This is a genomic window from Planctomicrobium stercoris, from assembly GCF_051465655.1.
Classification (GTDB): domain Bacteria; phylum Planctomycetota; class Planctomycetia; order Planctomycetales; family Planctomycetaceae; genus Planctomicrobium.
The window spans coordinates 3,019,800-3,041,001 of sequence record NZ_CP195791.1; the positions used below are offsets into that span (position 1 = coordinate 3,019,800).

The 21,202-nt window shown below is 55.5% G+C and carries 15 protein-coding genes; 8 read left to right on the forward strand and 7 right to left on the reverse strand.

Features of this window, described 5'->3' with window-relative positions:
* The first annotated feature begins 203 nt into the window (after positions 1-203).
* The 4 genes from SH661x_RS12440 (at position 204) to SH661x_RS12455 (ending at position 6,099) form a co-directional block, all read left to right on the forward strand.
* Positions 204-647, forward strand: a complete 444-nt coding sequence (locus tag SH661x_RS12440) for a hypothetical protein (RefSeq protein ID WP_437221806.1) — start codon at positions 204-206, stop codon at positions 645-647.
* Between the two features lie 108 nt (positions 648-755).
* The gene (locus SH661x_RS12445) at positions 756-4,079 is read left to right on the forward strand and encodes a DUF6797 domain-containing protein (protein WP_437221809.1); all 3,324 of its coding nucleotides are present in this window, start codon (positions 756-758) and stop codon (positions 4,077-4,079) included.
* Positions 4,076-4,606, forward strand: coding sequence for a sigma-70 family RNA polymerase sigma factor (locus SH661x_RS12450; protein ID WP_437221811.1), 531 nt, complete (start codon positions 4,076-4,078; stop codon positions 4,604-4,606). The genes SH661x_RS12445 and SH661x_RS12450 overlap by 4 nt, the downstream gene beginning before the upstream one ends.
* On the forward strand, positions 4,603-6,099 hold the full coding sequence (locus SH661x_RS12455) for a LamG-like jellyroll fold domain-containing protein (RefSeq protein WP_437221813.1): 1,497 nt from the start codon (positions 4,603-4,605) through the stop codon (positions 6,097-6,099). Before SH661x_RS12450 ends, SH661x_RS12455 begins: the two co-directional genes overlap by 4 nt.
* A gap of 67 nt (positions 6,100-6,166) precedes the next feature.
* On the opposite strand, the gene SH661x_RS12460 is transcribed toward SH661x_RS12455, so the two are convergent.
* From SH661x_RS12460 to SH661x_RS12480, 5 genes are all read right to left on the reverse strand, one after another.
* Positions 6,167-6,331 (reverse strand): hypothetical protein, encoded by a 165-nt coding sequence (locus SH661x_RS12460; protein ID WP_437221816.1) that lies wholly within the window; start codon positions 6,329-6,331, stop codon positions 6,167-6,169.
* A gap of 151 nt (positions 6,332-6,482) precedes the next feature.
* Positions 6,483-7,922 (reverse strand): DUF1501 domain-containing protein, encoded by a 1,440-nt coding sequence (locus SH661x_RS12465; protein WP_437221819.1) that lies wholly within the window; start codon positions 7,920-7,922, stop codon positions 6,483-6,485.
* Positions 7,923-7,925: 3 nt separating this feature from the next.
* On the reverse strand, positions 7,926-11,045 hold the full coding sequence (locus tag SH661x_RS12470) for a PSD1 and planctomycete cytochrome C domain-containing protein (protein WP_437221822.1): 3,120 nt from the start codon (positions 11,043-11,045) through the stop codon (positions 7,926-7,928).
* An 89-nt stretch (positions 11,046-11,134) separates the two neighbouring features.
* A complete protein-coding gene (locus SH661x_RS12475; RefSeq protein ID WP_437221824.1) occupies positions 11,135-12,088 on the reverse strand; it encodes an amidohydrolase family protein in 954 nt (317 codons plus the stop codon).
* Positions 12,089-12,140: 52 nt separating this feature from the next.
* Entirely contained in the window at positions 12,141-12,407 is a 267-nt protein-coding gene (locus SH661x_RS12480) for a hypothetical protein (RefSeq protein ID WP_437231244.1), read from the reverse strand.
* Between SH661x_RS12480 and SH661x_RS12485 the strand changes: the two genes are divergently transcribed.
* Positions 12,357-12,467 (forward strand): hypothetical protein, encoded by a 111-nt coding sequence (locus SH661x_RS12485; RefSeq protein WP_437231193.1) that lies wholly within the window; start codon positions 12,357-12,359, stop codon positions 12,465-12,467. The genes SH661x_RS12480 and SH661x_RS12485 overlap by 51 nt on opposite strands.
* The gene (locus SH661x_RS12490) at positions 12,427-12,870 is read left to right on the forward strand and encodes a FadR/GntR family transcriptional regulator (protein WP_437231194.1); all 444 of its coding nucleotides are present in this window, start codon (positions 12,427-12,429) and stop codon (positions 12,868-12,870) included. Before SH661x_RS12485 ends, SH661x_RS12490 begins: the two co-directional genes overlap by 41 nt.
* 521 nt (positions 12,871-13,391) lie before the next feature.
* Here the strand turns inward: SH661x_RS12490 and SH661x_RS12495 are convergent.
* Positions 13,392-13,823: a hypothetical protein gene (locus tag SH661x_RS12495; protein ID WP_437221826.1), complete on the reverse strand. Its 432-nt coding sequence runs from the start codon at positions 13,821-13,823 to the stop codon at positions 13,392-13,394.
* Positions 13,820-14,746 (reverse strand): DUF1559 family PulG-like putative transporter, encoded by a 927-nt coding sequence (locus tag SH661x_RS12500; protein ID WP_437221828.1) that lies wholly within the window; start codon positions 14,744-14,746, stop codon positions 13,820-13,822. Before SH661x_RS12500 ends, SH661x_RS12495 begins: the two co-directional genes overlap by 4 nt.
* A gap of 247 nt (positions 14,747-14,993) precedes the next feature.
* On the opposite strand from SH661x_RS12500, the gene SH661x_RS12505 reads away from it, so the two are divergent.
* Together SH661x_RS12505 and SH661x_RS12510 are read left to right on the forward strand one after the other, a co-directional pair.
* The gene (locus SH661x_RS12505; RefSeq protein ID WP_437221830.1) at positions 14,994-16,571 is read left to right on the forward strand and encodes a DUF1559 family PulG-like putative transporter; all 1,578 of its coding nucleotides are present in this window, start codon (positions 14,994-14,996) and stop codon (positions 16,569-16,571) included.
* The gene (locus SH661x_RS12510; RefSeq protein WP_437221832.1) at positions 16,492-21,141 is read left to right on the forward strand and encodes a CHAT domain-containing protein; all 4,650 of its coding nucleotides are present in this window, start codon (positions 16,492-16,494) and stop codon (positions 21,139-21,141) included. The genes SH661x_RS12505 and SH661x_RS12510 overlap by 80 nt, the downstream gene beginning before the upstream one ends.
* The last annotated feature ends 61 nt before the right edge of the window (positions 21,142-21,202 follow it).

A 21,202-nucleotide genomic window follows, 5' to 3' on the forward strand; every position in this document is an offset into this window, starting at 1 on the left:
AACCGCTCTAACTCGCGGGTACAGCCACTCCGCTGAAGCAATCTACTAGGGATGACACAGTGTTGCTCCGGTAGGTCCATAAGACGTGTCCGTCACTCTCTCGGCATCAGATGACAGCGAATTTCACGTGTTCGAGAAGAGCGTGACGTGACGGCACATCACTTCGAAAACGATTTCGTGATCATGAAAAAACAGGTGCGCGGTTGACTCATTCTGCACAGCTGCGTCTCGGGAGCATCCTGGGATTCGCGTTTCTTGTCTTTCAGGTTGGATGCGGTCCATCTGGTCCCGCGATTCGAGGAATTTCGGGGACGGCGACTGTGGGCGGGAAACCGCTCCCAGAGGCATGCGTCCTGACATTTGCCGCCGAAAATGGAAATGACACCTTCATCACTCGAACAACCCAAGATGGACAGTACCGGTACGTCCCTGCTTCCGCTCTGGCGATATCGCCAGGGTTATATCGGGTCGTGGTCGCTCCTCCAGGGCCAAAAACGGTGATGATCAACGGGATGCAGAGCCCTGATCCGAGCTACAAGCCCGATCAACAACTGATTCCGAAGAAATACCGGTCTGTGGAGACAACTCCCATCGAAATCAAGATCGGAAAAGAGCACGTTGAATTCGACGTTGTCCTTGAACCTTGAGATCGAGCTCGACGATCGCCCACTACGTCTCGGGCAAAAGATTGAGTTCGTCACACACCAGCCTCCATCAAAAGGGCTGCTTCAACTTGGGCGGAGAGCTGTGGATTCATGAGCTTACAGATTGGATCAATTCCCCGACTGCATTCCTGCCAGGTCATCATCTGTCTGGTATTGCTCAACGTCGCCTGCGCCAGTGCAGAACAACCTGCAGCGAAGCCGCCTCTTGAAGAAACGCTGCTGGCTGAGGCACCCGCTGCTCTTGCACAGTCGGCCAGGACTACAGGCGACCCCCAACGAGGTGCGCTTGTCTTTCACAGTCCTCTGCTCGCCTGTTCGAAGTGCCACAGGACTGGACAGGAAACAACCGGCATCCCTCAGCTTGGACCCGATCTCACTCAGTACGACGCAAAGCTTTCCGATGAAGAGATTGTGAAGGCCGTTCTGACACCCTCCTCATCGATTCGCAAGGGGTGGGAAACCGTTGTCGTCGCCACCGACGATGGGCGAACATTCACAGGTCTGGTCGACGATGAAACGGACGAATCAATATCCCTGCGTGATCTCCAGACAAGTCACGTCACTAAGATTCCACTCTCAGAAATTGATGAACGCAAAAAGTCCAACGTCTCCATCATGCCCCCCGGTCAGGTGAATCTGCTCGAGGACCGCGAGTCGTTTTTGGATCTGATCAGCTACCTGATTGCGATTCGCGATGGCGGAAAGGAACGGGCTCGCGAGCTTCAGCCCTCTGCAGAACAGCTCGCATTCCGACTGCCGGAATACGAAAGCCGCGTCGATCATGCTGGGATGATCCGCGCATGGAACGGTGAGTCCCTTGAACGAGGCCGGCAGATCTACGAACAGACCTGCCGGAACTGCCATGGGGATACCGAGCATGTCGGTTCCCTGCCGACGGCGTTGCGATTTGCGGAAGGACGATTCAAGAAGGGGAACGATCCATACGCGATGTATCAGACCCTGACTTCCGGATTCGGCATGATGGTCCCTCAACGATGGATGGTTCCTCAGCAGAAGTATGACGTCATTCACTACATTCAACATCACTTTCTTCAGGCGCATAACCCGAGCCAGTACTTCGCGATTTCGGACGACTATCTGAACCGGCTTCCCCAAGGTGACACGACAGGCCCCGAACCGGTCCGTTTCGAGCCATGGTCCCGGATGGACTACGGACCGACTCTGACCCACACCTTCGAGTCGGGCGAAGATGGAACTAATCTCGCTTACAAAGCGATCGCCACTCGACTTGATGATGGTCCGGGCGGGATTGTTCAAGGCAGCGCCTGGGCAGCCTTCGACCATGATACGCTGCGACTGGCATTTGCCTGGCAGGCGGACGCCTCACAACCGGCGAACCGATTCATCGACTGGAACGGAATTCAGTTCAACGGCCAGCACTTCAAGCATCCCCATCTCGTCGGACGGAAAGTGATTGAAACCCCGAACGCACCGGGGTGGGCGAATCCGGCAACCGGTCACTTCGATGACAGCGAACGAGTGCTGGGCCGGGACGGACGCCGGTACGGGCCCCTGCCGCGGGAGTGGGGAAAGTATCATGGGCATTACACTCACAACGGTCGGACTATCTTCAGCTACACCGTTGGAGGCACTTCCGTCCTGGAGATGCCCGGGCTCGCACCGCGATCCGAACACAGTGATGACCAGACCCCTCGCGTCTTGACCCGGTCGTTTGAAATCGGTTCACGTGAACGAGAGCTCAAGCTGCTGGTGACTGCACGACGAGACGCTGTGCAGTTGACACAACTGAGTGCTGCGAGCGTGGAACTTTCTCCAGTCGCTCCTGCGGAAGGGGAGACGTTTGTCGCTGCGGTCTCACCCCCGCAGCAGCAGTGGAGATGGAGCCTTGAGGATGGACGGCTTTGCTTGACGATTCCAGAGGGAAAATCGCCGCTGAAATTCACGCTGACTTTTGCGAACTTTGCATCCGGAAGCGAACGGGGGCTGATCGCGGTCGAAGAGGGTACCGTCCCGGAATTGAAAACGCTGTTGCAGGGCGGTGCTCCAAATTGGGGTCAGAAGCTGACCACCCCAGTGCTTCGCGGCACCGAGGACGGGGCATTCGCCGTTGACACCATCACCCTCTCCGACGACAACCCCTGGTTTGCCCAGATGCGACCGACTGGTCTCGACTTCCTGCCAGACGGGGACCGGATGGTCCTCTGCACCTGGGATGGAGATGTCTGGCTGATTTCCGGCATCCTGAGCACCGAGCAGTCTGGACGGGTCACCTGGCAGAGAATCGCCAATGGTTTGTTTCAGCCACTGGGAATTAAGGTGGTCAATGACCGGGTCTACGTGACCTGCCGGGATCAGATTGTCGTTCTCAATGATCTCAACGGTGATGGTGAAACGGATTTCTACGAGTGTCTGAATAACGACCACCAAGTCACCGAACACTTCCATGAATTCGCCATGGGGCTGCAGGTCGATGAGCAGAAGAATCTTTACTACGCAAAGTCTGCACGACATGCCCTCGAAGCGGTGGTTCCGCACCACGGTACGCTCATTCGCGTTTCCGCCGATGGCGAACGATCGGAAGTGATTGCACGAGGATTCCGTGCTGCCAACGGCGTCTGCCTGAATCCCGACGGGACGTTTTTCGTGACGGACCAGGAGGGCCACTGGACTCCGAAGAACCGCATCAACCTTGTTCGTGAGGGGGGCTTCTACGGAAATCTGTTCGGGTATCATGAATTGAACGAACAGGAAAAAGGCCAGATGGAAAACCCCGTCTGCTGGATCACGAATGCATTCGATCGTTCCCCTGCAGAACTCCTCTGGATCAACAGCCCGGCCTGGGGGCGTTTGAATGGAAAGCTTCTGAACCTCTCCTACGGCGAAGGGAAAATCTACATCGTTCCGATTCAGTCGCTGAGTGGTCTCGAGCAAGGGGGAATGTGCGAACTCCCAATCCCAGCAGCGCCGACGGGCCTGCTTCGCGGCAGGTTTCATCCAGCGGACGGCAACTTGTATGTCTGCGGGATGTACTCCTGGGCGGGAAACCGCCAGCAGCCAGGAGGTCTCTATCGAATCCGCGCGACCGGCAAGCCGAGTTATGTTCCGATTCAGCTTGATGTCCTCCCCAGTGGAATCCGCATCGAATGGTCGGATGAACTTGATTCCGAAACTGCCGGCGACCTGAACAACTATCAGGTTCGAGTCTGGGATCTGAACAGAACAGCCAACTACGGATCGGAACATCTGAATGAACGATCGCTCGCTGTTCAGGGGGCTGCGATTTCCAGTGACCGCTTCTCATTGAACCTTCAGATTCAGGACATCGCACCGACCTGGTGCATGGAAATACGATGCCGGATCCGGGATGCTCATGGCCATTGGCACGATCGAGTGATCCATAACAGTATCCATGAGGTTCCCCAGGCTGAATGATGAAGACCGTTGACAGGCACGAGTTGTTTTTCGGTGAGTACTCCCACCATGAGCCCGCCATCCGTGCCTTTGTGCGGCGGCTGGTTCCTCTGCGTTCCGACGTCGATGACGTGATGCAGGAGGTGTCAATCGTGATGTGGGAGAAGTTTGACGAGTTCTCACCCGGAGACGATTTTCGTGCGTGGGGATTTCAGATCGCCCGTTTCAAAGTTCTCGCCAGACTGCGTGATCTACGACGTGAACGTCTTGTCCTCGACAACGATGTGGTCGAACTGATTGCAAATCGATCCGAGGAACTTGAACCCGCGCTGCAGAAGAAGCGAGTTGCACTCGAGTCGTGCATCCAGAAAGTTTCAGCAGCTGACCGGGATGTTCTCGTGCAGATCTATCAACCCGGTTCGCGGGTTGAGGAGATTGCCGCCTTGACAGGCAGAACCGTGAAAGCGGTCTACCAGTGGTTGCATCGGATTCGTCTGTCGCTGCGTGACTGTGTACAACGCGAAATTGCTCGTGAGTGGCCAACATGAATCAATCTCGAACCCTGTATCAACTCGTTCAGCGCTATATGGAAGGGACGATCTCATGTGACGAGATGGCGACGCTCAACTCGCGCCTCCGGGAGAATGAACGTGAGCTCGACGAATTTATCGAGACCCTGAATCTTGATTCAGCGATTGCCGAAGTTCTGGCGGAAGAGGTTTCCATTCAGAAGACCATACAGACTCCCCACAGAGTCCGGTCGCGCTCCACAGTCGGCAGAACGATGGTCAGTGGCGTCCCGTGGGTGATCGCGACGCTCCTCCTGGTTGCGATCGGTGGAGTCTATGCGTTTCGAACTCAGCCTGCTGCGTTTGCCATCATCAGTATCTCGACAGCGGGAGATGAGTTCCCGGAGGGAATGCCGGTTCACAAAAACTGGATTCACATTTCCGCAGGGGCCATGGAGATTGTCACGACCACAGGTGCGAGAGTTGCTGTGGAAGCTCCTGCAGAGCTGCGGCTTGAGTCCCCTCAGAAGCTGCACCTGAAAAGCGGGCGTCTTGCTGCGGAGATCCCCCCTTCCGCAAAGGGCTTCACCGTTGTGACACCATCCGGGAAAGCGGTCGATCTCGGAACGACCTTTGGCGTCGATGTTGCGAATGACAAGGAAACTGAGATTCACGTGTTTAAGGGGGAGGTGATTGCTGAAACCGGGGAAGACAACAAGTCGCAAAGTCTGCTCAACGGTGATGCCCTGAAGATCAACGGAGCCGGGGGCGTTTCACGCGACTTGCGATCCGCAGCATTTATCCGGCCTTCGGAAGTCGAGCCGATGCGGGCAGCCCTCGCTTTTGGCAGGAAACGACATGCCGACCTTCTCTCACGCACGCTGCGCGACGACCCGGATCTCATCTCGCTTTTCGACTTCGAGTCAGACGTTCGCTATGAAGGTGTCTACCGCGTCGTGCAGGGGCGATGGCCGGGATCCCATGCACCCGAGTTCAAATCGCAGGGAGATCACATCAAGCTGAAAGTTGAAGAGGATCGCGAATTTCCTCAGCTCACAATGGCCGCCTGGATCCGTCTGGATGAGCTGCGGAATCCCTATCAGTCGCTTCTGCATACCGACAACTGGTTTCAGGAGGGTGTCTCAGGACAGATTCACTGGATGGTGACCGATGCCAAAACGATGCGACTGGCGATTCTCAATAATCAAACCTCTTCGGAGGAAACCGGTCAACGCTGTGATGCCGATTCGAAAAGGCCCGTCTTCTCCAGCCAGCAGCGTTGGATTCACCTCGCTGTCACATACGATTCGGAAGCTCGCGTCGCCAGGTTTTATCTCAATGGAGAGTTCGACAACGCAGTCCATTTCGATGTCGCGCATCCAGCTCGCCTGGGCCCCTCACAAATGGGCAACTGGAACGCAGCCGACAGGAAGCTGAGTGGCAGAATTGATGAGCTTGTCCTTCTCTCTCGAGCTGCAAGCGATGAAGAGATTCGGGCATTCTACGATGCAGGAAATCCCTACGCCTATTAATACCACACTTGGATGGTGAGCCTCTGGCTTTGTAGCGAGATTTCAACATGCCCGTCTGCTGACTGTTTCATTGCGCGACCAGAGCGGCGATCTCCTGCTGGCTCGCCAGGTGTCTACGCAGCCGGAGAAGATTCTGGAGTTCTTTGACCAGTTCACCCGGCGATGTGCTGAGCTGGAAATACCGTTCATTGCTGTCGTTGAAGGCTGTGGGTTCAATGACTTTCTGATTCACGCTGCGGGACTGGGAGCTGCTTCAGAAAACCGAAGGGGCCTTTTTTGACTCACTGACGTACGTCGACTACGGAACCGTTCCTGAAGGAGTTACTCAAGCGGGAAAGAATTTTCCTGGTGCGGGTCTGTTAGGCAACCGGCGGGCGATCACATCAGGCCAGAATGGACTGGATCACTTTTCCACCGACATCTGTCAGGCGGAAATTGCGACCTTGGAAGCTGAACGTCAGTTGCTGGTGATCAATTCCCATTAAATGCATGAGCGTTGCGTGAACATCATTGATGCTGACTTTATTCTCGACGGCGTGATAGCCGAAATCATCCGTGGCACCGTAGCTGAACCCGCTCTTGATCCCACCCCCCGCGAACCACATTGAGAAGCCGGCGATATGGTGGTCGCGGCCGTTCCCCTGAGCCATCGGAGTACGGCCGAATTCGGTTCCGAAGACGATCAGAGTATCCTCGAGCATCCCGCGCTGTTTCAGATCAGTAATCAGTGCGGCAGCGCCGCGATCCACTTCGGCAGCAGTCCCCGCGGAATGGTCTTTCACCGAACCGTGATGGTCCCAGTCGCGGTGATAAAGTTGAATGAACCGCACGCCCCGTTCCGCGAGTCTACGAGCCAGCAGGCAGTTGGAGCCGAACGAGCCATCGCCTCCCTGGGTTCCATAAAGGTCGAGAATGTGCTTGGGCTCCTGGCTCACGTCCATGAGTTCCGGAACGCTGGCCTGCATCTGGAAAGCCATCTCGTACTGGCTGATCCGGGTTGCAATCTCTGGATCATTCACAGACTCGTTTTCCAGCTGATTCAGCTGCTGAACAGCGCGCACAACATCCCGCTGTCGATTCCGGTCGATTCCTTGTGGATTGCTGACATAAAGAACGGGATCTCCCGTGCTGCGAAATTCAACTCCCTGGAACCGGCTGGGGAGAAACCCGGAATGCCATTGTCTGGCGGCAATCGGTTGCTTCTGGCCAAACTTGCCCGTTGAAATCATGACGACGAAGCCGGGCAGGTTTTCGGTTTCGGTTCCCAGGCCGTAATTCAACCAGGCTCCCGCACTGGGCCGTCCTGAAATCATGCTCCCGGTGTTCATGAGCGTGTGTGCAGGATCATGGTTGATCGCCTCTCCGTGGAGCGATCGGACGATGCATATCTCGTCCGCTGCCATCTGTCCAAGCAGAGGAAATATTGTGCTCATCTTCTGGCCGCTTTGGCCGTACGTTTGAAATTCATGCTGAGGGGCAAAACAGTTCAGCTTCTGTCCCTGGAGCTGTGCGATCTGCTGTCCCTGGGTGACGCTTTCAGGCATCGGCTGACCATGCAGCTGTTTCAGCAAAGGCTTTTCATCGAACGTTTCCAGATGGGACATCCCCCCCGCCATATAGAGCCAGATGACCCGTTTGGCACGCGGCAGAACGTGAGGGGGATCGACAACACCCCGCCAGCGGTCGGTCTTTTCGGCGGAGAGAGCAGCAGCGGTCAGCGGCGCGTTGAGCATCGAAGCCAGGGCGACGGTGCCGAGTCCGTGAGCGCTGCGGCCGAGGACAGCGCGGCGTGTAAGCAACTTTTCGAGTGTGGCAGGTTCCATGTTTCAGTTTCTGGTGATCGTGGAATGAAGATTCAGGATGACTCTCGCGACGCTGGTCCATGCCGCCAGTTCGACGGCATCCTGATCCGCGGGTGGCGGTTGTACGCCGTTCTTGAGCACGGACGAAGCCGACTCGGGATCGTTACGGTATTCGGCAGAATGCTGGTCGAGTAACTCCGACAAGACGGCTGCTTCAGAGGCGTTTATTGACCGCGATAAAGCCCGCTGATAGGCAAAGTCGAAACGCTGTTGCCTTGAGTCTCCGGACCTGATGATCAATTCCGCGAACGCTCGCGCCGCCTCCACATAGGTCGGATCGTTTAACAGCACCAGCGACTGCAGTGGAGTATTGGAACGAACGCGTAACGCAGTACATTCCTCACGATTGGGAGCATCGAACGCGAGTAAGCTGGGATGCAGATACTGCCGTTGCCAGTGTGTGTAAAGTCCACGGCGATAGAGATTGGCCCCTTGATCGTTTCCCCACTCGCGTTCCGGGAAGTTGAGATATGCCCAATACCGCGGCGGCTGATACGGCTTCACGCTGGGCCCTCCCACCTTCTCTTCGAGAAGTCCACTGATCCAGAGGGCATTATCGCGAATCACTTCCGCATCCAGACGGAACCGCCCTTGTCGTGCCAACCAGAAGTTGAATGGATCCTTCTCGTCCAGTTCAGGCGTGCTGCGAGAAGTTCTCCGATACGTCTCTGACATGACGATCTCTTTAATGAGCTGTTTGACGTTCCATCCGCTTTTGATGAAATCCGCTGCCAGCAGATCGATCAGCTGCGGATGCGTTGGCCAGTCTCCCTGTGCGCCTAAGTCGTCGAGCTTGCGGGAGATTCCTGCACCGAACAAAAGATGCCAGATCCGATTGACGAACGTTCGGGCGGTCAGCGGATTCTCCGGCGAGACCAGCCAGTCGGCCAGATCGAGCCGGTTGAGTCGACCTTCCTTATGGATGATCTGCGGGAGAAACTCCGGAGTGCCCGGCAGCACGACTTCACCCGATTCATCCATCCAGTTTCCGCGAGGAAGCACTCGGACCACCCGGGGCTCGACCTGGATCGTCGCGAGCATTGTCGGCAACGTCTGTTGAAACTCAACCCGCTCCTGCTGCACGGTGGCCAGCTGAGCACGGACGGGTTCGAGCATCGGCGCAATCGATCGATAGTATTTTGTGAGCTCGGCGTTCTGGTCGTTGTCCCGTCCGGATTCTTCGATCGAAAGAATTTCTCGAATATTCTTGGGAAGTTGGTCTACTGCCCATGGAGCAGGCGGTTGTACCACGGTTGTCCCGGAAATCCGGAAATGCCCAAGAGTGTGCTGCGCGTGTTCAGAATGAAATGACAACTTGATCGTCAGCTCCTCTGACTCTGCAAGGTTCAGAGGTGATTTGAACTTCAGGACGGCTCCATGCGTTTTTCCAGTCTGCGGAAGGATCGCCCAGCCCAGCTTCGATTCGCTGGCATTTGGAGCAATTGCCGATCGAATTGACCACTTGCCGTACGGGTTCCCGTTACCTGTGAAGTCCTGTTCGAAGCTGGCCGAAGCGTTGACCAGAGGGATCGTTACTTCGGAGTTGTCCTTGTGTTGAGTCGCGACAATTTCACTCAGCACGAAATTTCCATTCGACGAACGCCCGGGCCCTTGTTCGGGAAATGATGCATCAGGAAGAGCGTCGAGGCGAAGAGCGGTCAGATTCGGGATCGGACCAGAAAAGCGAACGAGAAAGTTTTCCTTTGCCGGATTGGGACCGCTGGCGAGAATCTCGCCTCCCTCACGCACGCTCAAGATTGTTCCCTGCGTCGATTCTGCGTTCAGTGGTTTGAGAACAATCCATTGGACGGGATCCTGCAGCCTGGCTTCCCAGTCTGTCTGCGCCTGTTTGAACTCAGGGGTGATTTCATTCAGCTGCCGATTCAATTCGGCAATCCGTGCATCAAGACTTGCAAGTCGAGCGCTCTGCTCCGCGTTCGTGATCAGCGTGGTCGGTCCGAATGTTCCCCCGGTGTAAAGTCCCTGTTCCTGAATATCCGCAAAGAAGGCTGCGAGTCGATAAAAGTCCCGTGCCGTGAGGGGGTCGAATTTGTGATCGTGGCATTCACAACACCCGGTGGTGAGCCCCAGCCATGCTCCCCCGATGTTTCGCACTCGTTCAGCAGCATATTTGGCGAGATATTCCTTCGGCTGAGCTCCCCCTTCCTGAGTCATCATTCCCAGTCGGTTATAGCCAGCGGCGATTCTCTGCGCGAGATCCGGATTCGGGAGCAGGTCTCCCCCTAGCTGCTCCCGGGTGAATTCGTCAAAAGGCTTATTCTCGTTAAACGAATTGATGACCCACTCTCGAAACGGATAGACGTCAACCGCCTGGTCTCCATGATAGCCAACGCTGTCTGCGTAACGCACAAGATCCAGCCACCACATCGCCATACGTTCGCCGAAGCGAGGCGACGCCATCAGCTGATCGACGACAGTTTCATAAGCAGAGTCGCTTTGATCAATCGCAAGCATTTCAACTTGCTCCGGTGTGGGAGGAAGGCCGGTCAGATCGAACGCGAGGCGGCGTACGAGCGTGACAGGGTCTGCCTGCGGAGCAGCTTGCAGCCCCTGCTCAGCCAGTTCCTTCAAAACGATCTCATCGATTGGACGCCTGGCACTGACGGATGCACCTTGCGAATCCAATAGCACCGGTTTTTTGACGGGCAGAAACGACCAGTGGTCTTCATATTCTGCTCCCGCATCGATCCAGCGTTTCAACAAGCGAATCTGCTCTGCAGTGAGAGTTTTATGGCTGCTCGGAGGAGGCATCTTTACACTGGGGTCTTGCGAGGTCACCCGGACCATGAGCTCGCTCTCATGACTTCTCCCAGGCGAAATCGCCAGTAGACCGGAGTCGGCTTCGACGCTCCGGGAATGAGCAGTATCGAGTCGCAATCCCGCTTCGCGATGCCCAGCGTCAGGTCCATGACAAGCGAAACAGTTCTCCGCCAGGATCGGGCGGATGTCGCGGTTATACTGGATCGGAACGGGATTCTCTTGTTGATCCGCGGCAGTTGGTCGAACACTCAGCACGAACAGGGCAATGCCAAGCGAGAAAGTCCGCCTGCGGTCGACATTCATAGAAATCAAGCTCCGTGCTAACACCAACTGAATCCGCTAACAACCATTCGACGGTGCCACTTGCGCAGTCTCAGCATCAAGTATGATCATCATGATGTGAGCTGATATGCAATTTCGGCATTCTTGAAAAAATACAATTCTGAGTCTTGTGGTGACTTTTCTGCAAGATACTTTTTCATCAAATCGATCACCGTTGCATACGGAGCGACACGATTACTCACCGGCCAGTTACTTCCGTAGATGACTTTGTCCGCACCAAAAATTCTCCAGATGTCGTCCAGAACCGGACGGTAGTCCTCCAGTTCCAGAGAGGGCGCTGGATCCGCGGGGTCCAGAACTGCCGAGACTTTCGCATAGATTCCCGGGAGCGACCCCAGCTCGGCCAACGCATCTTCCTCCCGTTTGCTTTCATCAGCATGTGGCGAAAACCTGCGAGGAAGATGTTCAACAACAATTCTCAAGTCGGGAATCTTTCGTTTGACTTCGAGTATGTCCTGATAACCGGCAGCGTCGCCATTCACATCCATGGTCAGTCCCGCATTCGCGATCAGGCGAAGATCGTCCAGAAACCGGGGGACGCCACCCTGCCGGGGGAAAGGGGTGTTGATTCGCAGGCCCTTGAACAAATGCGATGCACAGAATCGCTTCAGATTTATTGCAAACTCGGGATCGCCGGTTTTCAAATTGCCGACGACTCCCAGAATCCAGGGAGTTTCCGCTGCCAGATCAAGGATCCACTGATTGTCTTCGAGCCAGGGACTGGCTTCAACCACGATCGCTCCTGTGACTCCATTCTGCAGTGCGATGTTCTGAAAGTCTTCCGGCATGGTCTTGCGATACAGAAGTGGATCATCGGGACCTGGCCAGGGAACCCCTTCTTGCCGGGTGGGATTGTAAAAATGCAGATGTGTATCAATGATTTGTGACGAATACTTATTGAAAGGACGCGGTGCCTCTTGCGCGTGTGTCGACAGCGCGAATAAGGAAGATGTAAGAACACCTGCTCGCAAAAACTGCCGTCGCGAGACAACGGTTTGTTTCATGCTGATGAAGCCTTTGTCTGCCCTTTGTCGATGATGAGCGGGAACTGGCATATTACGGCCAATGCCTGCGACTTAGGAAGTCACAATGTCGGATGAGTTGTCGTAAGGCGGGAGAATCAGGAGCGGCGGACTGATAAAACCCAATTCCTGGCATCACAGGGAATAACTCTTTCACTTCCGTCACTTTCTCGCTCAGCCACTTCGTCTCCAGGTGCGTTCCCTGGCCGTTCGGCTCGTCGGCCAGCGACTGGCGATTGGACGCGGTGCAGTGAGGGAGGCCATCAATCGGCTCACAGGTCTCGGTCTGGTTCGTACGCATGATCGGTCAGGCACGCGGGTTGAAACTGGCAGCGACCCATCGCAACGAGAATCATCTTGAACAAATGAGGGAAGCACAGCAGGTCATTCAGAACTCTCAGTCGTCCATTAATGATCTCGTGGCGGCGGATCTCGAGTTTCATTCCGCTTTCGCAGATGCCAGCGGAAATCCTCTTTTTGATGTGCTGCTCGTTCCCATTCAGAAACTTTTGATCCAAAACCATTTCAGAACGTTTGCGAGGCTTGGAAGCAGCTGCACTGTTGAAGAGCACGAGGCGATACTCAATGCCGTCTCAGCGCAAGACGGAGTCGCCGCAGCACGCGCAATGCGATTGCATCTGAGGTCTGTGATTGAGCACGTCCAACAGATCATTTCTGGAGCTGAACCGGCGGAGCCCTCCGGGATCTCGGTATGGACTCTCTCAGCAGACCTGTTGAAAGGACAGGATGCGACAGACGAATAACAGGTCGTTGCCGCTTGCGGAAAGCGACATTTGGACTACGTCATCGCGGGGTTCTGCAAATACTGCATCCGGCACCGAAGCCACATGGGCCGGGGACATCTGCCACCAGTGATCGACGAACCGAGGAAATCGAGACACTACGCCTCGATGAGATCGAGCTGAAATCGTTTGTCGCAGGGTTGGTGAAGGGGTTGGAACGTAAAGCTGCTTGACGCGACTGAGTTATTAACGTCATGAAAACCACTGCAAACTGGAAGTCGATACAGAGCCGCGAGTTTCAGGCACTGGCAGCGATTCTGCGAGAACGAACGGCTACGAATGGACGTCATTGGGAAACTGAATTCCGACTCGCTCAGTTTTCGGCGCTGATTTCTCGTTGACACTCGTTTGTCGACAACATTTCCGCGTCGTTTACATCAATTCGACAACGTCACCAGGGCCAATCGACCGTTGTTCCCAACCCGGGACCACGCCCCGGGCTGGGTGCAGCAACATGTCCAGTCGATCGTTCGATCGCTGAGTTACTTCTTCTTCGTTGCCTGAGTCGAAGGAACGTCGAAATTCACGATGTCATCTTTCATCGGGAGATCTTGTTGAATTTCGAATGAGCGAAAAAGAGGCGCGCCATTGGAAGCGATCATCTCAGGCTGAACAACACCGTCATATCCGGAAACCGTCACGAGATGCGGACCACCGATCACTCCTTGATTGTCTTCCATTTGGAACCGGCCATCGGTGATTAACACCATCACTCCCGGTCCAAAGTTTCCTTTGGCATTGTCAGGCACGAACATCAGCGTCCCCTTCGGAACTGGCTGACCAGCAAAAGTGACCTCCCCTTTCAGGAGAAACCGGGCCGGACCGCTTTCCTCTGCTCTGCACCCCGCCCAAAGCAGCAGGGCGAGCATCATCAGAGCATTCCCAATATTCACCAGATTGCGATAGCGTCTCATTGCCATCCCCCGACCGGCAGAGCGTCGTTACGAATTCCCATCTGCTGATAAGTCGGCAGATTCATGTTCTGGTTAACAAACTGCACTGACCCATCGCCGAGCAGAAAATGCGCACCGCCGACATGATGGCTTCCGAAATACCCGACAGTGTCATGCCCGGGGGACTTTGTGTTCAACGGGAAAGTCGTTCCTCCGGTATTTGTAACGAATGACTCAAAATGAGCAGACGCCCATCCCACACCGAAGCCATCGCCATTCGAAGCGGAATACTGGTAGGGACTTTCCCCGACCAGAAATACATTCGTCAATCCATCCGTAACATCGCGCACACGCGTATTGGAGTTATGGTACAAGATTCCGTTTGTGTGAAAGGGATACAATGAATAACCTTCTCCAAGACAGAATGCTCCTGTTCCTCCGCCGGAAACACCCTTGTAGCTGGAAGTCGTTCCGTTCGGAAAGTTGACATCCGAGGGGCATTTATACTTCGGCATCTTCTTCTCCCACGCCGCGTGATTCGCAGCTGATCCCCGGAACGCCGCCATCGAAAGGATCGTAAATTCCTCTTCGGACTTGAACTGGTTGTAAAGTGCGGTTTCTTCGAGAGCAGGAAGAATCATGACAGTCCAAGGGGCTCTTCGTGTGCCGGGTGATACCGGCGACCAGGTACACGTTCCAGAAGAGCTGACAAGCGAACTGCCGCCGCTTGACCCTGGAGGAAAGGTGCTAAACAAGTCGTGGTAATTGTGTAACGCCAGTCCAATCTGCTTTAAGGTGTTCTTGCACTGTGAACGGCGCGCCGCCTCTCTCGCCTGCTGCACCGCGGGCAAGAGCAGAGCGATCAGTACCGCGATAATTGCAATCACCACAAGAAGTTCGATTAATGTGAACCCACGACGATTTTGATTGACGTTGATTAGCATGCGACCATCTTTTCAAGAGTTAAAAATGTAATGACGTTAGTCATTACGAAGAACGCAGAATCAGTCTGGAGCGGCTTGTTGCTTATTCCCATAATTCAAGATCGAATGAATCTACAGAATCATCAGACATTACGTCTTTTCATTAAGTGTGATCCGGTTTACTTCCCATCATGCGAAAAAACGAGAACACGTACCTGGTCAAGATAAGTGGGAGCCTCCGGTAACTCCTTCGTACCGAAAGCGTCTCATGCGATTTCTCCGTTGCGCCGGTATGTCCCGCGGGTTTGGATTTCTGCTGACAGCTCTCTTGTCCGGGGGGATCGCCTTTGCGGAAAACGTCCAGGTTGCCCCAGCGGACACGCCACAGCGATCCATCAGGTCTGTTATTCCGGCTCATGCAATTGCCGCTGCGTGGATCAAGCCAGCTTCGCTGATTCGCGATACGGAATTCGAGATTTTGGGAGACATTCCATTTCTGGGACAACTCCCGATTCCTCCTTCGGAGATTGAGGAAGTCGCCGTCTGGGCGGAATTAGATCCCCAGTTTCCGGAACCCGTCCTCTGTCTCGCAATGAGATTCCGTCACGAAATTCATCCATCCATTCTGGTGCACTGGCTCTCTCCCGGGGCTGTTGAAATCGAGGGGAGCCAGTTGGCATCTTTCCGGCATGGGGCAGGAGGGGGCAGCGATCTTGTCTTTCGTGACCCATTCACCGTGCTGATGCTGCCGAACGCGGACTTCGCATCGCACATCTTCTCACGGTTTCAGACTTCCATCCCACCGGATTCGCTCGGATCACAATTCGCATCGCTTCCCGAGAGCGTCAATTTCGCGATGTCGGTGGATGTCGGACAAATCCGACAAGCCGTAGACCCACTGTGCCGTCCGACGCCAGACGGCTCGTTCGTAAGGCTGCTGCTCTCATTGCCCGTGGAACTTTCCCAGGTGCATTTGACCGCGGAGATCCTCAAGCGAGGAAGCCATCTGGATGTTCATTTCACCAAGCGGCGGGACGTCGCCGATTCCGGAAACTTTGAACGCTGGCTGCCGTCGGCCAGCCAGGCCGTCGCCGAAATGATTCAATGGTCCTCGGAAAAAATCCAGAAACGGCTTTCGGCTGAAGAAGACGCTCAGGTGGTTCTGGCGGAACAACAGATCCTGACCTATCTGCAGCAGCTGAAGCCGAGTCCCGAATCTCCGGCGCACTGGACGGATCCCCGGCTCCCCTCCATCAGCCGGACAATGAAAGATTCCGGCCGGATCCTGCTGCCTTTTATCCTGATGTTGCGACATGCAGCGAGGGACTCGCAGCGGAGCAATAACTTCAAGCAAATCTTACTGGGCTGGACGAACTTCGAAGATCAGGAAAAGCGGCCCCCCACGAACATCGTTGATTCTCAGGGAAAGCCACTGCTGAGCTGGCGGGTGCGTTTACTGCCATTTCTCACAGAGGAAGCGCTCTATGCCAAATTTCACCTTGATGAGCCCTGGGACAGCCCGCATAACCTGGAGCTGCTGGCTGCGATGCCAAGTTGCTATCGCAACCCATTTGACCGCAGTGGAAAACCGGTGACGCATTTTCGAGCCTGGGATGGCCCGAATACGATCTTCGGCGATGGTGCTACCCTTCGGAACGTGACTGATGGATCGAGCCAGACAATCGTCATCGCGGAGACACTTGATTCCGTCCCATGGACGAAACCGGAAGACCTGCTCCCTACCGCACAGGAGATTTCCAAACAAGTTGCTCCCGGACAACGAAGGGACATTCACATTGGCTTTCCGGGACGGCCATATCGAACGTCATCGATTGAAGGACGATGACGTCTGGCGGCGGCTCTTCAACTACCACGATGGTGAACCTGTCAATCTGGACGAACTCGAAATTGAAGACCAGACTCCCGCGCCGGCTCCTCCCATCCGGTCGCTGGCGGAGTGTCTGACCAGACTGAAAGAAACCAACATCAATGACCGGGACGCCATTGCATTGATTCTCAGCGAGCTGCGGCAGCACATCGACGAATTCAATCAACCGACCCTGCAGGCCTCGATCACCGGCGTTCTTGTTGACCCCGCTGTGTTGAAGCAGATCACCGCGAACCAGGAGGCAGTCTGTAGTGGAGTGGCTCCTTTGCTCAAATCTTCGGACGTCTACGTTCGCATGTGGGCCGTTCCAATTTTCCACATGAACTGTCCGGAGGAACAGCTGGCCGATTCGCCGCTCAGTGAACTGAAGAATGATCCAAATCCCGATCTGCGGGCCAGAGTTCTGCGATTGTTTCACCAGTTGCCCGGTCCTGTTTCAGGAGAGCCGATTTCCCAGGTTCTTCTGGGCTGGCATTTCTATCATGATCTCCATGGTCATTTTCCGAGGAACATTGTCGCTTCGGACGGGAAGCCGCTGCTCAGTTGGCGCGTGGCAATTCTGCCGCTGATCGACCAAAAGGAACTCTATGAGAAATTCCATCTTCATGAGCCCTGGGACAGCCCGCACAATCGCCAGCTGATTCCCCTGCTGCCCAGAATTTATGAGACCTCCGGGCGAGCCCCGGATGACTTTACCACGCGTCTGCAAGCGGTCACGGGAAAAGGGACGGTCTTCGGTGATTCCGTGAGCATCTCCCAGATCACTGATGGAACCTCGAATACGCTTTGCCTGGTGGAGTCGGACACCGGCGTGACCTGGACCCGTCCGGACGATTTCATCATTCCTGCCAGCGACATTTCCCGACATCTGTGGCGGCGGTCAAACGGGACATTTTCGATCGGGATCGTCGATGGAACACGCAAGTCCACTGAGGTCCTGGAGGATGCCCTCTTCCAAAATCTCGCCAGTTATGCCGGCGGTGAACAAAGCCTGTCGGAACAGAGGCACGAGCTCCTGAAGAAGTTTCAGCAGGAGCTGAACTCCGAGACACCGAAAAACGCATTGAACACTGCCCGACAAATTCTCAGGCTGGAAGAAAAAATCTACGGAGAAACTGACGATGTTCCTTTGGATACCATCGTCTGGCTGGCGGACAATTCATATCGCCTCGGGGAAACCGCATTAGGCCGTGAGTACCTGAGCCTGCGAAAGGATCGTCTGGCGAAACGTTACGGTGCGGAAGATTATCGAGCAATTGAAGCCGCGATGGACCTGCAGCTTCTCGACCGGCGCCTGGCGATGACTGAAGAACAACGTCAAGCCGCAGCCCAGGCAGAGACGGTGCAAAAGGAAATCGAGGAAGCCTTTTCTCAAAACGACTTCCCCGCTGCGCTGAAACTCTCGCAACAAAGGCTCAAACTGATTGAGACTGCTTATGGAGAAATCAGTCCGCATGCGATCGGAGCATTGAGGGCCTGCAAGGAATTCCAGGCCCGCACGGGGGATCTCAATGGCTCCATCGCTACGGCGGAACAGATGTTGAAAATGAGCAGACAGATTCTCGGTCCCAGCCATCCTCGCACCCTTCAGGACTTCGCAGATTACTGCATGCTCTTGAGAAATGCCGGACAAAATGACAGGGCTGTCGAACTGCTGACCGGTTCTCTGGATGCAATCCTACGATCCTGCGAACCGGCATCTGCCATTCCTCTCTGCGAGCTCCTGGGAACCGATTCCATCCGGCATGGACAATTCCAGCGGGGCCGCCATCTCTTCGGCGATGCAGTCAGATTCTGTGATCTGCACAAGAATCCCAATCGGGCGGTTCTCCTTTGCAAGACGCTGGGAGTGCTCCTGACTGAAGCCGGACAGTTTGATCTGGCGAAGTGTGCGCTCTTTGAAGCTGTCTGGCGGGCGGACCGAACGGAGACCCCCCTGGAGTTTCGTTCGAACTATGAGGCCCTGGCGGCGCTCTTCTCCTCACAGGGGATGTCCCATCTGGAACTGGGCTTGCGCCAGACCCATCGCCAGTTGATCGAGGAAGCTCTTCCCGCAGGCCGTGTCAGCGTGATGGAATATTCACTCTCATTTTTGAATCTCAGCCAGCTTTTTCTTGGCATGGGCGATTTTCCCAATGCAGAGAGGAACTTTGCGAATGTCATTGCCGTGCTTAAGCAATCCGATCCCAATGCCGCCCCTCCCGTGACCGTTCTGCTGGGGTTGGCTCAAGTGGAGCAATTTAAAAAGCGGCCCGACCTTGAAGAGGCCTATCTGCTCCAGATTCAGAAGATCCTGGATAATCCCCACGAGTTGCCTGTCACGCTGCAACGCAGATGCCGCCGGGCGTTAGCGGACCTCAGGTGGCGTCAGGCGCGCATCGCGGAAGCATTCGCGGAATACGAGAAAATTATGGCACTTCACGCGGATCCGAACTCCGTGGAGGGGCTGGGAGACAGAATCCGCGCCGCGAAGCTGACGCTCGAGTCGGGCCGGAGTGAAGCCGCTCTCACGCTGGCCCGGGGGATCGAATCCTCATTGGCCGCTTGGAAGACTCCTCCGGGACCTGACTTCCACGTCTGTTCGGACCTTTCCGAACTCCTGGTGCTCTGCGGAGATCAACAAGCGGCGGCGCGATGGTCAGAAACAGCATTGGCTTCATGTCAAAAACGCTTCGGCAGCGACAGCAGGCTGTTTGCGGAGAGCCTGCTGAAGTCCGCCTGGGTTTCATTCAAGTGCGGACAGACCGACAAGGCAGCGGAGCAGGCCCAGAGAGCACTCGAAGTGTCACGAAAAATCCTGGATCATTCGATGTATGTGCTTTCTTCCCGACAGCAGATGCTTTTGCGTGAGCAGATGCGGCAGAGTCTTGACCTGCTCATTACCGTTGAATCTCAACGCGGTTCCGATGCTCCGGCCATCTTCACCGCGATTTATCAATGGAAAGGCGATGCTCAATTGCGGCAACGCAACCTGCAGGATTTGATGCAGGATGCGGACATCAAAAGTTTCCAGGAACAACTTTCCTCAATTTCCAACCGGCTTGTCAGGGCCGCCAAAAGAGCGTCGGCCCAGGCCCCACAGCAGGAACACGAGCATCTGGAAAGACAGACGCAAGATCTCAGCGATTTCAAGGAGTTGCTGGAACAGCAACTCTCCGCTGCCCAACTGGCCTATCTGGATACGATTCCCCGTCAACCCTTGCAGGAATTTTTCCGGTCGATTCCCGAAGATGCTGTGTTCGTAGACTTCTTCGCTTATCGAAACATGGCTGCGGGGACGCATGGAGCGCCCGACCATCTGCTGGCAACGATCATCCGTCCCACAGGAAAAACGCTCGTCGTTCAACTCGGGTCCCTCAACAGCATTCAACCCGAGGTCGAACGTTGGCGCGAATCGTTCGGATTAGGCCAGGAGGGGAAAGAGGCTGGAATCAAGCTGCGAAATCTCCTGTGGGAGCCTCTGCTGAAGCACGTCAGTGATGCCCGGTTGATTTTAATGTCGCCCGACGCGACTCTCGGCAAGCTGCCCTTCAATGCGCTGCCAGGGAAAGCTCCCGGGACCTATTTGCTGCAGGACCATCGCCTGGCGGCAGTCCCGGTGCCGCAACTGACCGGTTCGATGCTTTCGTCGCTGAATGCAGACCCGGGAGCGAGGTCTCTACTCATGCTCGGAGACATCGACTACGACTTCTCAATTCCGGAACAGCCATCGTCAGGCATTTCCAGCGGTTCATTGCTCACGTCGCTTCGAGGGGGACAGCAATTTCAATCTCTGCCGGGAACCGCGACTGAGTTGCGGGCAATCGAGGGACTGAGCGAAAAGACCGGGAAGATCAATCGCGAAGGAATCCAAGTGCTGGTCCAACAGCAGGCCACGGAATCCGCATTTCGAAAGCTCGCTCCGGGATTTCATATTCTGCATGTCGCCACCCACGGATACTTTGCCACGTCCGCGGGTTCGAAACCTGCGGGACAGGATCCCGGTGCGCAGGGTCAGGGGTTCAGCGCCAACGAGACGATTGAAAATTACCATCCCGGCCTGCTTTCAGGCCTGGCAATGGCCGGGGCAAATTCACCCGATGCGGGCGGGGAGGAGGACGGCATCCTGACGGCCGACGAGATTGCCACATTGCCGTTATCCAATGTCGATCTGGCAGTGCTTTCGGCCTGTGAAACAGGCATCGGACAGTTAACCTACGGAGACGGTCTGATTGGAGTGCAACGCGCTTTTCAGATTGCCGGTGCCCGCTCCACCATCGCCAGTCTCTGGAAGGTCAACGACCACGCCACCCAGGTTCTGATGACCCGCTTTTATCAAAACTTGTGGGACGGATCACATTCCCGCCTGGATGCACTGCGTGATGCACAGATCTGGATGCTGGAGCATCCTCAGGAAGTCTGGAGTTCCGCGTCCGCCGAAGCCCGAGGCATCAGTCGCGTTCCTAAAAAGAGCACATCCGATTCGACCTCCACCCAGCTGTCTCCTGAATATTGGGGCGCATTCGTGTTAAGCGGCAACTGGAACTGAGGAGGTCAGCCGGTTGCAACCCGAAACTCGCGCTGCAGGTCCGCAGGGATCACCGCGCGGC

Excerpts from the sequence above, each read along its gene's own strand:
- SH661x_RS12480 (WP_437231244.1), bottom strand. The coding sequence starts at position 12,407 with ATGCGTACGAACCAGACCGAGACCTGTGAGCCGATTGATGGCCTCCCT.
- SH661x_RS12495 (WP_437221826.1), bottom strand. The coding sequence starts at position 13,823 with ATGAGACGCTATCGCAATCTGGTGAATATTGGGAATGCTCTGATGATG.
- SH661x_RS12465 (WP_437221819.1), bottom strand. The coding sequence starts at position 7,922 with ATGGAACCTGCCACACTCGAAAAGTTGCTTACACGCCGCGCTGTCCTC.
- SH661x_RS12475 (WP_437221824.1), bottom strand. The coding sequence starts at position 12,088 with ATGAAACAAACCGTTGTCTCGCGACGGCAGTTTTTGCGAGCAGGTGTT.
- SH661x_RS12455 (WP_437221813.1), top strand. The coding sequence starts at position 4,603 with ATGAATCAATCTCGAACCCTGTATCAACTCGTTCAGCGCTATATGGAA.
- SH661x_RS12450 (WP_437221811.1), top strand. The coding sequence starts at position 4,076 with ATGATGAAGACCGTTGACAGGCACGAGTTGTTTTTCGGTGAGTACTCC.
- SH661x_RS12445 (WP_437221809.1), top strand. The coding sequence starts at position 756 with ATGAGCTTACAGATTGGATCAATTCCCCGACTGCATTCCTGCCAGGTC.
- SH661x_RS12500 (WP_437221828.1), bottom strand. The coding sequence starts at position 14,746 with ATGCTAATCAACGTCAATCAAAATCGTCGTGGGTTCACATTAATCGAA.
- SH661x_RS12470 (WP_437221822.1), bottom strand. The coding sequence starts at position 11,045 with ATGAATGTCGACCGCAGGCGGACTTTCTCGCTTGGCATTGCCCTGTTC.
- SH661x_RS12505 (WP_437221830.1), top strand. The coding sequence starts at position 14,994 with ATGCGATTTCTCCGTTGCGCCGGTATGTCCCGCGGGTTTGGATTTCTG.